The 13,823-nt window shown below is 40.5% G+C and carries 16 protein-coding genes; 6 read left to right on the forward strand and 10 right to left on the reverse strand.

The genetic code is table 11. From position 1 onward, the window contains the following. Positions 1-336: 336 nt before the first annotated feature. Together VXK47_RS16865 and VXK47_RS16870 are read left to right on the forward strand one after the other, a co-directional pair. Entirely contained in the window at positions 337-747 is a 411-nt protein-coding gene (locus VXK47_RS16865; protein ID WP_435549950.1) for a DUF948 domain-containing protein, read from the forward strand. A gap of 1 nt (position 748) precedes the next feature. Next, the gene (locus VXK47_RS16870) at positions 749-1,027 is read left to right on the forward strand and encodes a YtxH domain-containing protein (protein ID WP_435549951.1); all 279 of its coding nucleotides are present in this window, start codon (positions 749-751) and stop codon (positions 1,025-1,027) included. Between the two features lie 30 nt (positions 1,028-1,057). Here the strand turns inward: VXK47_RS16870 and VXK47_RS16875 are convergent, their stop codons facing one another. Further along, the gene (locus VXK47_RS16875) at positions 1,058-1,579 is read right to left on the reverse strand and encodes an SPASM domain-containing protein (RefSeq protein WP_435549952.1); all 522 of its coding nucleotides are present in this window, start codon (positions 1,577-1,579) and stop codon (positions 1,058-1,060) included. 72 nt (positions 1,580-1,651) lie between these two features. Between VXK47_RS16875 and VXK47_RS16880 the strand changes: the two genes are divergently transcribed. Continuing rightward, on the forward strand, positions 1,652-2,074 hold the full coding sequence (locus VXK47_RS16880; protein ID WP_435549953.1) for a Rieske 2Fe-2S domain-containing protein: 423 nt from the start codon (positions 1,652-1,654) through the stop codon (positions 2,072-2,074). A gap of 98 nt (positions 2,075-2,172) precedes the next feature. On the opposite strand, the gene VXK47_RS16885 is transcribed toward VXK47_RS16880, so the two are convergent. The 5 genes from VXK47_RS16885 to VXK47_RS16905 all read right to left on the reverse strand — a co-directional run bounded on the left by VXK47_RS16885 (position 2,173) and on the right by VXK47_RS16905 (position 7,407). Continuing rightward, complete coding sequence (locus tag VXK47_RS16885; protein WP_435549954.1) at positions 2,173-3,507, reverse strand: DNA recombination protein RmuC; 1,335 nt, start codon at positions 3,505-3,507, stop codon at positions 2,173-2,175. Positions 3,508-3,936: 429 nt separating this feature from the next. Further along, entirely contained in the window at positions 3,937-4,137 is a 201-nt protein-coding gene (locus tag VXK47_RS16890; protein WP_435549955.1) for a cold-shock protein, read from the reverse strand. Between the two features lie 170 nt (positions 4,138-4,307). Continuing rightward, complete coding sequence (locus tag VXK47_RS16895; RefSeq protein ID WP_435549956.1) at positions 4,308-4,742, reverse strand: phage holin family protein; 435 nt, start codon at positions 4,740-4,742, stop codon at positions 4,308-4,310. 30 nt (positions 4,743-4,772) lie between these two features. After that, positions 4,773-6,488: a glutamine--tRNA ligase/YqeY domain fusion protein gene (locus tag VXK47_RS16900; RefSeq protein WP_435549965.1), complete on the reverse strand. Its 1,716-nt coding sequence runs from the start codon at positions 6,486-6,488 to the stop codon at positions 4,773-4,775. A gap of 133 nt (positions 6,489-6,621) precedes the next feature. Beyond that, positions 6,622-7,407, reverse strand: coding sequence for an SDR family NAD(P)-dependent oxidoreductase (locus VXK47_RS16905; RefSeq protein ID WP_435549957.1), 786 nt, complete (start codon positions 7,405-7,407; stop codon positions 6,622-6,624). A gap of 209 nt (positions 7,408-7,616) precedes the next feature. Here VXK47_RS16905 and VXK47_RS16910 point away from each other — a divergent pair, with 209 nt between their 5' ends. Then, the gene (locus tag VXK47_RS16910) at positions 7,617-7,988 is read left to right on the forward strand and encodes a pyridoxamine 5'-phosphate oxidase family protein (RefSeq protein ID WP_435549958.1); all 372 of its coding nucleotides are present in this window, start codon (positions 7,617-7,619) and stop codon (positions 7,986-7,988) included. A 23-nt stretch (positions 7,989-8,011) separates the two neighbouring features. Here the strand turns inward: VXK47_RS16910 and VXK47_RS16915 are convergent, their stop codons facing one another. Beyond that, positions 8,012-9,733: a thiamine pyrophosphate-binding protein gene (locus VXK47_RS16915; protein WP_435549959.1), complete on the reverse strand. Its 1,722-nt coding sequence runs from the start codon at positions 9,731-9,733 to the stop codon at positions 8,012-8,014. A gap of 223 nt (positions 9,734-9,956) precedes the next feature. Continuing rightward, entirely contained in the window at positions 9,957-11,339 is a 1,383-nt protein-coding gene (locus VXK47_RS16920) for a response regulator (protein WP_435549960.1), read from the reverse strand. Positions 11,340-11,517: 178 nt separating this feature from the next. On the opposite strand from VXK47_RS16920, the gene VXK47_RS16925 reads away from it, so the two are divergent. Next, a complete protein-coding gene (locus tag VXK47_RS16925; RefSeq protein WP_435549961.1) occupies positions 11,518-11,808 on the forward strand; it encodes a Dabb family protein in 291 nt (96 codons plus the stop codon). Positions 11,809-11,956: 148 nt separating this feature from the next. On the opposite strand, the gene arfB is transcribed toward VXK47_RS16925, so the two are convergent. Then, on the reverse strand, positions 11,957-12,382 hold the full coding sequence (gene arfB, locus VXK47_RS16930) for an alternative ribosome rescue aminoacyl-tRNA hydrolase ArfB (protein WP_435549962.1): 426 nt from the start codon (positions 12,380-12,382) through the stop codon (positions 11,957-11,959). Continuing rightward, positions 12,379-12,987: a C40 family peptidase gene (locus VXK47_RS16935; protein ID WP_435549963.1), complete on the reverse strand. Its 609-nt coding sequence runs from the start codon at positions 12,985-12,987 to the stop codon at positions 12,379-12,381. The genes arfB and VXK47_RS16935 overlap by 4 nt, the downstream gene beginning before the upstream one ends. A gap of 189 nt (positions 12,988-13,176) precedes the next feature. On the opposite strand from VXK47_RS16935, the gene VXK47_RS16940 reads away from it, so the two are divergent. Beyond that, a complete protein-coding gene (locus tag VXK47_RS16940) occupies positions 13,177-13,527 on the forward strand; it encodes an inorganic pyrophosphatase Ppa (RefSeq protein ID WP_435549964.1) in 351 nt (116 codons plus the stop codon). Positions 13,528-13,823 lie beyond the last annotated feature (296 nt).

A 13,823-nucleotide genomic window follows, 5' to 3' on the forward strand; every position in this document is an offset into this window, starting at 1 on the left:
GCTCACAACCTCTGGTACACTAATTTCCACTTTCATGGGTGCTTCTCCTTTTTTTTGGTGTTTTTGCCTAAAATCCTTTTAAAGGAAAAGCGCCCTTTTTTATACCCTTTTAAAATTTACACAAAATATTATACACTACCGCTACGTTTTAACTTGCATCCTGATCATAATAATATACAATATATGATATACGATATAAATAATAAAAGCTGTATGAAGTTGCAAAACGTTTTGTTATGTCCGAATGTTCCTGTCGGGCATCTATAATTTCAAGCAGTTACGAACAGATTTTCCGCTATTTTCCTTTTTGTGTGTAGTTTTGATAAAGGGGGTTGTATGATAGAACACCAATTGACACCGATACTTAGTATTGGATTATTTGTTGCCTGTATATTGCTGTTTATAGTTGTTTTTTTTATGATATACACAATTATACAGATAAAAAAAGCTTCGGTGGCTTTAGCTGATTTTCTTGCAGCAACTGATTTGAAGATTAATCCGCTTATTAAAGAAACGGAAGAAACATTAAAAAGCATAAGAACTGTTTCCGACGATATCGGACTTGCTACATCCAATATTAAAAACATTTCAGGTACTCTTTCTGATTTGTCAAATAAGGTTAATGCATTAGGCTTATTGGCAGAAAGCCTGAGTGATCAGCTCTCCATCAGAGCTTCCGGCGTAAAAGCCGGTATAACTGCAGCATTAAATGTGCTGTTTGATAAAAGAAAAAAAGGAGGATCGTAATATGGAAGAAAATAATTGCAGTTCAGGATCAATTTTGGCTTCATTTCTTCTGGGAGGTATTATAGGAGCAGGGATTGCCATTCTTCTTGCGCCTAAATCAGGGCATGAAACAATTGAGAAAATCAAAGAAGTCGCAAGAACAGTGAAGGGGAAAATCGCTTCTTCTGTTGACAGCGCAAAAGATATTTATGAAGAAAAGAAATCTGCTGTTTCAGTAGCTGTTGAGGCAGGTAAGGAAGCCTACAAAAAGGAAATAGACGCCTCAAAGCAGAAAGCATAAATATCAGATAGACGCCTCTAAATATGGTTTTTAGTTTTGGTCTATGAAGCAGTACGGATCGCGGTCAATATTAATATCTTGACCCAAGCCATAGCTGACAGCCGGGCAACCGCCGCATACAGGGCGAATGGAGCATTTGCTGCAGGCTTCGGAGCCAGCCCGGTAGCGGCGCGCAGAGGGACTGTGGTAGATTTCAGTTAACTTATTCCGGTAGATATTGCCGATAAGTGACGGCATTTTTCGACAGGCATGCACTTCGCCGTCAGGCAGCAAAGCAACAAAGTTAAAGGCGGCGCCACAACCATGACCTGTACAGCCTCCTGTAAGTGAAAGTCCCTGCTGCTGCCAGCGCTTGAGGTTAAACAGGTTATCTTTATATCCCATGCAAGGGTTAGTTCTGGCGGCCACCATATACCGGGCAAGAAAATCCGGAAATTTAGATGGGGGTACGGGTACGAGCGCAGCCCCCTGGCCCACTGTAGCTATCCTGTTAAAGGTAAATAACTCAGTTAGTCCATTTAATCTGTCAGATAATTCAATTATCTGATCCATGTTGTCACCGGATTTTGTCTGTTAACTTACAGGTCAAACAGCAAAACACATCAAGTTAAAGGAGGAAAAGAGATGGGTATTAAGTCGTCGAAAAGAAATTTTTTCCAGCGTATCCTTGGTCTACCCGTTACATCTGAGCCCAAAGACTCAAACTGCTGGAGCTATTCCGGTGGGAAACTGGTCCTTGACTTAAATAAGGCTCCTGAGCTTAAAAAACCCGGTGGTGCCATCCGCCTGGAAGGAAAAGATCTTCCGGAGCGAATTCTTGTGTTTTTTGGTGAAGACAAAAAATATCATGTTTTCCGCAACCGTTGTTCTCATGTAGGGCACCGTCGTCTTGATCCGGTTCCGGGAACCAATACTGTTCAATGTTGCAGCGTAAGCAAGTCCACATATGATTTTAGTGGAAATAAAATTTATGGCCCTGCCCCCCATCCGGTTATCAAATATGATGTGACTGTAGACGGAGATAAACTGTCCGCAAAGATAAGTTGAAATCTATTCAAAAAAACTCTATCAGCAGGCAGGGGGCATTTGATCCCCGGCCTGCTGATAGTTGGGAAAAAAACCTAAGAGCAATAAATTTTTTATCATTAGTCGCTTAACATTTCTAAAGATGCATCTTTGCCATCATCTTGAGGCATCAGCAAAGGAGTTTGTTGTACTGTTCTAAGACTGCGTTCAATGGCGCGGGTTCTTATTTCGGCACTTTCTATTGTTTTTACAGCTTCATCAAGCTTCTTTTTGGTTTTTGTAAGAATGTCACCGAATTTTCCGAATTCGGATTTGACGGCTCCTAAAAGTTGCCAGATTTCGCTTGAACGCTTTTCAATTGCAAGAGTTTTAAATCCCATCTGAAGGCTGTTTAATAAAGCCGCGAGTGTAGTAGGCCCTGTCACAACCACCCGGTATTCCCGCTGGAGGATATCGCAAAGCCCAGGCCTTCTGATTATCTCCGAATAGAGACCTTCCGTAGGAATAAACATAAGCGCAAAATCGGTTGTATCGGGAGGGCATATATATTTCTCCTTTATATTTTTTGCTTCAGCTTTTATTCTGATTTCAAGATTTTTTAAAGATTTTTCGGCAAGATCTTTATCGGCTGCTTCCTGGGCTTCAATAAGCCGTTGATAATCTTCCTGTGGAAATTTTGCATCTATCGGCATCCAGACAACATGCTTTCCGCAAGGGTCTTGTCCCGGAAGCTTTATGGCAAATTCCACTCTTTCCCGGCTGTCTTTTTTTGTAACAACGTTAGTTTCATACTGCTCCGGCGACAGGATCTGATCAAGGAGTGCGCCAAGCTGAATTTCTCCCCAGGTTCCGCGTGTTTTAACATTTGTAAGCACCTTCTTTAAATCACCAACGCCGGTTGCAAGGCTTCTCATTTCCCCAAGTCCTTTGTAAACCTGTTCAAGACGTTCGCTTACCTGCTTGAAGGATTCCCCAAGACGTGTTTCAAGAGTAGCATGCAGTTTTTCATCAACAGTTGCGCGCATAAGTTCAAGCTTTTTGCTGTTTTCATCCTGCATAAAGCTTAAGCGTGATTCCATTGTAACACGCATAAGCTCAAGTTTTTCTTCGTTCAGCCTTGTCATATCGAGTAGTTGCTTTGAAAAGGTATCAAGCTGATTTTTCTGCATTCCAGCTATTTCGGCAATTCTTTTTGCAAGCGAACCGCCGAAATCCTTAAGTGAGGCCCCAAGTTCTTCGCGGGCTGATTTTGCATTTTGCCCATATTCCTTCCGGTTTTCTGAGAATTCTTTTTTAACAACATTTTCAATATTCGCAGTATATGTTTCAAGCTTTTCAAATTTTTCTTTAAGCTTTGTTTCTGCATCTTTTTGGTTACGCCTTAAGATGAGAATAATAAAAACCAAAGATAAAACACTAAACAGGCAGATCAGGAGGAGTAATACATTAGTCATATTTACACCATACTAATAATTTGAATGGAAGACGTTATGAAAAACAGGCAGGTTGAATCTATCTTAAATGAATGAACAGCACATGTCATAAAAAACAAAAGCCAACAAAAGACTCGAAAAACAGGGAGTCAACTTATTGATTTGATATTAAAAAAGACAAAAAAAGGCATCTTCGGTATTTAATTGCAAAACAATAAAGTTAAAAAAACTGACTCTTTAACCTGAGCAGATAGATTCCCGGTTTTTCTTTGACAGACTTAATGGAGGGATCAAGCATTTGTAACGGTCAGCTTATCAAACAAAGCGCATATCAAATTTATATGCTTGAATTATCCGTCTAGGAAGAATTGTTTTTTTATTCTCGTTAAGGAGTTTTAACAAGCACTCAATAAATAAATGTCTAAGATGCCTTTTTAAGGTGGTTTGAAATTAGATTTTTACTACGTTCTTTGCTGCAGGACCTTGTTTACCCTGTTCTACATCAAAGCTGACCCGGTCCCCTTCAGCAAGGGTTCTGAAACCTGACATTGTAATAGCTGAATGATGAACAAAAACATCCCCGCCCTCTTCCTTTTCGATAAAACCAAAGCCCTTTTTATCGTTGAACCATTTTACAATACCTTTTGCCAAAATAAATCTCCTTTTAAAAAAAACGGTTTTTTGTTACATGTCAAAGATTTCTAAACCTTTGCATGGCGCTAAAGTAGCAGCAGATAAACATTAGTTACATCCATTCCTTTAAAATACATATTTTTAAAGGTCAAGCAAAAATATAGTTTTTTTTATATCTTGGGCAATTATTATTCCCACTTGCCGTTACCCTTGTCTTTTAAATTTATATATTCTGAATCTGAATTATCTTTTAAATTATTTTTCTCTGGTGCAACTGATATTTTCTCGCTGGTAAAAAGAGTAATAATCCAGCTGACAAAACTTATGAACAATGAGCCGATTATTGCGGCAAAAAATCCATCAACAAAAAAACCGTGTATAAGCTTTGAGGTTAAAATCAACATTGACGCATTTATAACAAAGGTAAATAAGCCAAGACTAAGAATATTAACCGGGAGAGTTAGAATTATGGCTACAGGCCTTAGCAGAACATTTAAAGTGCCGAGAACTGCTGCAGCAAAAAAAGCCGTTGCAAGACCATCTACGGCTATACCTATGTTCAGATAGGAAGTAATAATTATTGCTGCGGTAAGTACTATCCATTTTATTATAATATTTTTCATTGCCGCCTCTGTTTGAATTCCGGCAGGAAGTTATTGTTTTTGCTTATTTTCAATTTTTGACCATGAATCACGAAGCGTGACTGTTCTGTTGAAGACAAGTGAATTCTTCGACGATTCTTTGCTGTCCACACAGAAATACCCAAGCCTTTCAAACTGAAATATGCTTCCCGGAAGAGCTTTTAAAAGACCGGGTTCGACTTTGCATGATTTAAGTATTTCAAGAGATTTTGGATTTATAAATTCTTTGAAATTATGACCATCTTTTTCAACAGCTGGATTTTCCTTGGTAAAAAGACGGTCATATAATCTTACCTCCGCATCCATGCAGTGTGCAGCCGAAACCCAGTGCAAAGTGCCTTTAACTTTTCGCCCGTCATCTGAAGAACCGCCTCTTGTTTTTGGATCGTATGTACAATGAAGCTGTGTTATTTCACCTGTGTTTTCATCTTTAATAACATTAACACAAGTAATATAATATGCACTTTTAAGGCGAACTTCCCGCCCAGGGGAAAGACGGAAGAATTTTTTTGGCGGATCTTCCCGGAAATCTTCCCTCTCAATATAAATTTCACGGGAAAAAGGAATCTTTCTTGTTCCCATTGAAGAATCTTCAGGGTTATTAATCGCATCAAGTTCTTCAACAATTTCTTTGGGATAATTATCAATAACTACTTTTAATGGATCCAACACAGCCATGACCCGTGGAGAACGTTTGTTTAAATCTTCACGTAAGCAAAATTCCAGCAGGGCCATGTCGACAACGCTGTTGCTTTTTGCCACTCCTATGCGTTCGCAAAAAGTCCTGATCGCCTCCGGGGTATAGCCTCTTCTTCTTAAACCTGAAAGGCTGGGCATCCTTGGATCATCCCATCCGGAAACAAATCCACCCTCCACAAGCTCCAGAAGTTTTCTTTTACTCATTACCGTATAGTTAAGGTTAAGACGGGCAAATTCGATCTGCTTCGGATGAAAAACATTTAATTCATCAAGAATCCAGTCGTAAAGGGGGCGATGATCTTCAAATTCAAGGGTACATACAGAATGCGTCACACCCTCAATGGAATCGGAAAGGCCATGTGCAAAGTCGTACATGGGATAAATACGCCAATTACTTCCTGTACGGTGATGATCGGCATGCAAAATGCGATACAGCACAGGATCACGCATATTCAGATTTGGAGAAGACATGTCGATTTTAGCGCGAAGCACATGTGCTCCGTTTGCAAATTCACCATTTTTCATTCTTTCAAACAAGTTTATGTTTTCTTCAACAGTCCTGTTTCGATAAGGACTTTCAATGCCCGGTTCTTTAAGCGTGCCGCGGTATTTTCTAATTTCTTCAGCATTTAAGCTGCATACAAAGGCTTTTTCTTTTTTGATCAGAGACATAGCATATTCATAAAGCTTATCAAAATAATCCGACGCATAATAAAGCCTGTTCCCCCAGTCAAAACCCAGCCATTTTACATCTTCTTTTATAGAATCGACATACTCAACTTCTTCTTTGGAAGGATTAGTATCATCGAATCTTAGATTACATAGTCCGCTATATTCTTCGGCAAGACCAAAGTTTAAACAAATTGATTTTGCATGTCCTATATGAAGATAACCATTCGGCTCAGGAGGAAACCTGGTCATGATTCTGCCATTATTCTTGCTTAAACCAAGATCATTATCAATAATATTTCTGATAAAATTTGGAGCCAAAACCGGTTCTGCTGATACCTGTCCGGATGATTCTTTCATGTTTTTATTATTTGTAGCTTCTGTGCTCATTTTTTCCTCAAGTACGCATTTGGATGATTTCTGTTGGCCTGTCTTGCTCAATAAAATTCAAATTACACTAAAAAAAAGCAAAATTCAACGGCACAAAATATTTCTATGAAAAACCGCCGAGCGCTGCCTGAAGGCAATTGCCATTTATGCACCAGGATTCATCCCGGGCAAAAAACAATATAGGATAGGCTGCATCTTCTGTGGTCATAATTCTTCCGTCGTATCTTTCCATCATTTCCCTGCGTGTTTTTAACGGAACACCCAGTTTTTCACCCGCGACCTCTTCGTTTTGCTCTTCTCTTGCCCTGGTGAGCCGTGTATCTACAGGACCGTAGGCAATACAATTGCAGGTAACTCCGAATCTTTCCCATTCATGCGCCACCACTTTGGTAAGAGAAATTATTCCACCCTTGGCTGAAGCATAATTTGCCTGTGTAGCTGCCCCTTTTACACCGGATATGGAGGAGATATTGATAATACGCCCATTATGCCCATCTTTTCGCATATATTTAGCGGCTGCTCTGATACAATTGAAGGTTCCCTTAAGATTGACATCCACAGCCATATCCCACTGTAGATCGGTCATTTTGTGAATCGGGGCATCACGTGTGATACCGGCGCAATTGACCAGGATATTCAGCCCGCCGAATTTCTCAAATGCAGTATCCATCAGCCTCTGGGCGTCTTGACCATTAACGATATCGGCAACGCAATAAATTGTCTTGCCGCCAGCATCTTCTATATCTTCAACAGATTTTGCAGCTACAGTTTCATCGGTATCATTGACTACAACTGCAGCTCCTTCTTTGGAAAAAAGTTGTGCTGCGGCCTTTCCTATTCCTCTGCCGGCGCCGGTAATTACAGCAACTTTCCCATCAAGTTTTCCCATATTTTTCCTCCATCCAAATTATTCTATTAACTTTAATCCCGTAATTTTCAGATTGACCTTTATCATATCATAGTTATTATCTAATATTAGAAGATGTTCTTGAAAAAGTCCGAATTGGCAACATGAGCGTATAAGAACCAAGAAAATAATTAACATTTAAACAATCGGGAAAACAATTCATTTTTTAGGTATTATTATGAAAGGAGCGTATGATGGATCTTGAGAGATATTTTGAAAATACAAAAGGAACCGGGGTATTAGCTACAGCGGATAAAGACGGAAAGGTAAATACTGCTATATATTCGCGGCCGCATTTTCTTGAAGACGGATCGATAGCTTTCATTATGCTTGACAGGCTGACTCATCATAATCTTCAATCAAATCCTTATGCAAGTTATCTTTTCAAAGAGAATGAAGAAGGTTATAAAGGCAAAAGGCTTTATTTGAAAAAGATCCGGGAAGAACATGATACCGAATTATTAAAATCATTACGCAGGAGAAAATATTCCAAAGAAGAAACCAAATTTTTGGTGTTTTTCAACCTGGAAAATGAATTGCCTCTAATCGGTGACAAAAAATAATTTGGATAAGTTTCAGAAAATATTCAAAACATTCCCAAAGGCGGTTTCTCCTCCGGATCAATATGAATATCCAATAAAGTAGGACCTTTTTGTTTGCATAAGGCTTTATAATCTATTTTATCAAAATCTTCGGGTTTCCGGATTGCATATGCCTGCGCCCCAACAGCTCTGGCCATCATGCAAAAGTCAACAGCTGAAATCGAATAATCAACAGCTTCGGAGCCTGATAACCGGTGCCCATGTTTTATCATTCCGTAGGCTTTGTCGTTTAATACAACAAAAACAACCGGCAACTTTTCCTGTACTGCCACAGTGATTTCCTGGCCGCTCATAAGAAAGCAGCCATCGCCCGTAAAGCAGACCACCGGTCTATCGGGTGCGCCCAGAGCCACACCCACCGATGCACCGATTGCCCATCCCATGGAGGCAAACCCGATAGAAAGATGGTAGTTTTCAGGATGCGGATGAAAAAAATAGTGGATAGACCAGGGTACGCTGTTGCTGTTATCAATAAGAAACCGCGTGTTGTGCGGAAACCGTTCTATGATTTCACGAAACACACGTTGCGGTTTAATCAGTGAATCTGTCTTTTCTTTCCGGCAGGACTCAGTCGCCATGATTTTAATCTGAGGTGGAGGGTAGGAAATATTTTTATTGTAGATCTGACTTGAACCGGATAATGATGCAGGCAGCTTCCCCTCTTGCTTTGCAGTCTTGATGCGCAAGACCAGGCCCTCAAATATTGTGCGGATTGTTCCACAGATATGCATACGTGCCATGGGTGATCGTGTAAAAGCACTGCTGAAATTATGAATATGCACAAGTTTATGATTCATCAAAACCGGGTCCCACCCGCCTGTCGCCCATTCGTTAAGATCGGTGCCAATGGCCAGTATCAGATCCACAGATTTATCAGCCAGAGCCTGCCTGGCGGTTTTGTGGCCGGAAAAGCCGAAAACGCCAAGATATTGAGGATGATAGGGATTAACCCATGATTTTCCGCGCTGGGTTGAGACTATGTTTGCACCGGTATGTTCCGCAAATTCAATAAGCTGCTGTGCTGCACCGCCACAACCATGACCTGCCAGAATCACTACATTACGGTTTTGCCTTAAAACATCTGTCAAATCCTGGCCAAGTTTATCCAGAGCCAATGAATCCACTGTAGCGGATGGCTCAGCCAATAAATTATGCAAATTGGGGAAACTGACCGGTTTGTTTGAAGCTAAGCGTAAAATATCGACGGGTATACTTAAATGAGCCGGACCTTTTGGCGGATTAAAAGCTGCTGTAAACGCGGCAACCAGTTTATTTTCCAGCTGGTCTGGATGTGAAACAAGGCTATTATAGCAGGTGCAATGATCGAACATACCCATAATATCTGTGACATCTGCAGAAGATTCCTGAAAACAGCCACGGCCGAAATCAGGCAACGCAGTTTGAGTAGTAATCACCAGCAAAGGAATATGATCCGCATAAGCTTCAGCTACCCCTGTAATCAGATTGGTTGCTCCGGGACCGGTGGTTGAACAGCATACTCCAATTTTACCGGTTTCACGGGCATATCCGTCGGCCATAAAGGCCGATCCATTCTCATGCCGGGTAAGAATTGACCTGGGGCCGCCCCTGCGCTGGCTGCGCACCAGAGCATCATACAATGCGCCAAGCGGACCGCCGGGTACACTAAAAACATATTCCACTCCAAACTGTTCAAGATAGCCTACAATAAGATCGCTCAGAGTCATATTATCACATAATCCTTTGCGGTTAAATTCAATCCGATGAGTCACAAGATATTCTTTTGGATTTTCCTGCTTATCAATAGCAAAAACACCAATTAAAGCGCAAGACCATAGTTCGGGTTTTCAAGGATAACCGCATTTGGATTTAATATATTGAGCCTGTTTCAAAACATTTCAGTTAACACAAGGTCAAGGCGGGTGAAAATTTTAACCTCAGAAAATTTGTTCAAGGGCCTTGATGACGCCCCCATCGGTCGGTGCATTTGAAAAAAAGGTCCACACAATCAGGACAAAGCTGAGTTCCGCTGGCCTCTTTGATGATCTGCAAGGCTTTTTCGGCAGTCATCCCTTTACGATAGGGCCGATCGCTGGTCAGGGCATTATAGGTGTCTGCAACCGCAATCATACGTGCCCAAAACGGGATAGCTTCACCTTTCAGGCCATTGGGATATCCCTTGTCGTCAAAATGTTCATGGTGGTGCTGAACAACCTCAATAATATCGCTAAAACTGTCAATGGGTCTTAATATGTTAGCTCCGGTTACCGGGTGTTGCTTGATGGCTTCAAACTCCTCTTCGGTTAACCGGCCCGGTTTCAGCAACACGGCATCCTTGACGCCGATTTTACCGATGTCGTGCAATTCTCCGCTGATTGATTTTCTCAATCGATTTACCTTTTCTTCGTCCAGCCCGGCCAGCAAGCCCATTTGTGAGACAATTCTGGCAACTTCAGCCGAATGTCCCGGGGGGGTATAGGCATCTCTTGCTTCAAGGGCGGTAGCAAGACTGGCAATGCTGGACAATACCAGCTTTCGCTCGTTGCTGAGACGTTCTTTTTCCATCAACAAAAGATGATACTGATCTGACAGCAGTTTTTCAATCAGTATGACCAGTTCATCGATATTAAATGGTTTGAATAAATATGCTTCTGCCCCGAGACTCAGCATCCTTCTCACCCGGCTCATTTCCTGCCGGACGCTCATTACTACAAAAGGAATGTCGGACAGTCCAGAATCTTCGTGAACGGCACGGCAAAACGCATACCCATCCATCTCCGGCATATTTACGTCGCTAAGGATCAAATGCGGAAGGTTACTGTCTATCAGTGCCAAAGCCGCTTTGCCGTTTTCAGCCGTGATTACCTGGAAGCCCTTTTTCTCAAGTCCCTGCCCGACTATTTTTCGGATCATCGCCGAATCATCAACGACCATTACGCGCCTGGTTCGATTTATCGATGATTTTCTAAGCAGCGACCTGACCGTTCCAACCAAAGAAGTCGTTAATTCCTTTTTGGAAATATATGCGGAGGCGCCGGCATTAAATCCTTTTTCAATATTCAGTTCCGAATCAAAAGAACTTTGAATAACTATTGGAATTGCATCGGTTTTAGGGTCGGCTTGCAGTTTCTTGCAAAGGGTGATACCATCCATCTGTGGCATATCAACATCGGTGACAACCAGATCAACCGGATGGTTGCTGACCATATCGAAACCATGCAGGCGGCCATCGTTTGCCACCAGAATCTCAACGTCCAGTGTTGACAGCTGGAGTATGATGACTTTTCGCATGGTAGGGCTATCATCAACAATGAGAATGCGTTGTCTGTTCATTATTAAATATAATATCCTGAAATTGGCCACCCGGCATAGGGAAGCCCATAGTTATTATAGCTGTTAGTCTTTATCGGTAATCCGAAGATTTTTCTTAAGAAGAATAATAAATATTATCTTAACCGGCTGATATTCTATTCAAAGTTTTATTAACCGGACTTAGTAGCTGGAGAAATATATGATAAAACATGTTGTAGTAATTAAATTTAAAAAAGATACGGGGAAAAATGGGATAGATAAACTTGAAAAAAAATTGGGTGCATTACCTGAGCAAATTGCTGAAATCATAAAATATGAATTTGGCTGTGATGTTCTTCGTTCCGAAAGATCTTACGATTTTACCATTGTGTCGGTTTTTGATAGTTTGGAAACATTGAGCAAATACATTATACACCCAAAACATCAGGAAGTAGCAGGATTGATTAAAGAGATGAGTGATAGTACTATCGTTGTGGATTTTGAATCATAGTTTGCAATTATCATTCTTGATGAATTCGTAAAAAGTCGAAAAATACCTGTTTGGTCATGCCTGGCCCAATCCGGCATATAGTAATTTCAGTTGGTTCCGGATACCGGCTTTCGCCGGTATGACGGTCTGGGGACTTTTTACAAGGCGATTATTCATGGTCCGGAGAAACATTTTTCCGGATATTTTTTATTGTACTGCGGCGACGCTTTGCTTCGAGACGTTTTATCCTTGAATTGATTGAAGGAGTTGTTCTTACACGCTTTTTTCTGATTTCAGCGGCTTTTTGTATTAATTCAACAAGGCGGTCTGCTGCATCTTTGCGGTTTTTTATCTGATCGCGGTATCGTCTGGCATTTATTATCAGTATGCCTTCCGATGATATTCTTTTTCCTGAAATCTGAAAAAGTCTTTTACGGACATCATCGGGTAGCGAGGAAGAATTTTTTACGTCAAAGCGAAGCTGGACAGCTGAAGCGACCTTGTTGACATTTTGGCCACCCGGTCCTGAAGCCTGAATAAATTCTTCTTTTATTTCATGATCCTGTATTGATATTTTATCTGTAATTCGTATCATTGAAATATCCTGCGTGATGTCAGGTAATGCTTATTCCAGTAAGGATCAGAGAGCATAGAAACCATTACTCCTTTCCGGCTTGAAGTATGGGCGAATTCTCCGTTTCCAAGATAAATCCCCACATGCCCTTTCATTCCCGGAGGAATAAAAAAAACCAGATCACCGGCTCTAAGATCGTTTTTATTAACTGGAGTACCGGCCAATACCTGATGTTGAGTGTCGCGCGGCAGTTTTATTTCAAAAAGCTTATCATAGACCACCATTACAAAACCCGAACAGTCTATTCCGTCGGTATCAGTGCCTCCCATACAGTGAGGAACATCAAGCCACAGTTCTACTTCTTTACGCAACTGCTGCTCTGTAAATTCATTATATCTGCTTGCTGAATCCGTTTTTATTCCGTATTTTGCAGTGCAACCGGATATCAATAATAGCAAAAAATAAACAAAAAATATATATTTTATTGTTTTCATTGCCTTACAAACCAAACCATAGGTTCTGATTGTATCCTTATATATGGATAGATCTTCCATCAGGATATGATAGCATACGTATTCATACACAATTAGAACGAAAGCAATCGGAACATTAATCCGACAACTCATATATTCGCCAGTTTCTAAAAAAATCTTTAATTAAAGTTGGATATATTTTGACGGTAGAAAATATTTTTGATAATCTGTTCAGTATCAAATTTATATTATATTTATCTGTGTAATCATGCACTTGTAGCTATTGGCAAGCTGCGCACCGTTTTGTTAACAGATTGAAACCTAATTTAAAAAGGAAGTGACATGGCAGACTCACCTTTTCCGTCAAAATTCGAAAAGTTCGAAATTCAGGCTTTCCAAAAACCAAAAGATTTTAAATCACTGACAAAGACTCATGTCCCGTTTTCAGGTTCACCACAACGGCATCCCTATGATGCCGAAAAGATAATATTGATTACGGATCCGTTTAGTTGCAGCACATTATATTATGAGTTCAAAACCAAAAACATTGACTATCTGGAAGAACTTTCAAATCTTGTCGATATAAGGGGAAAAGCTATTACAATGGTACGTATATGGGTAAGAAGATTAAGTGTCGGTGTTCGCTGTGCCCCTTTTATTGTTGAAGATATCCAAAACCTTACGGATGAATAACAACAAGTCAAATCTCTTTTCGCTTAAAAAAAACAAGCAGTAACGCCATTATTAAAAGAATAAAAAAGGAAAGATTTAAAAGCGGATGCAAAGGCCCCATATTATGAAATTCGCTTTTGCCAAGGATTGCATCCGCATAGGACTGCACCATAAAAACAGCGGTGGCCCGGAAAAACTGCACAGTTGCTTAAGTGGTAAAGCTGCTCTAAATTGACTTACAATTACAGAAAGGAGCAGCAGGTAAATGAAGACATTAAGAAGAAATCATGGAGCAGCATTTAAGGCAAAAGTAGCTA

The sequence above is a fragment of the Desulfobacterium sp. N47 genome (genome assembly GCF_051233685.1).
GTDB lineage: Bacteria > Desulfobacterota > Desulfobacteria > Desulfobacterales > RPRI01 > RPRI01.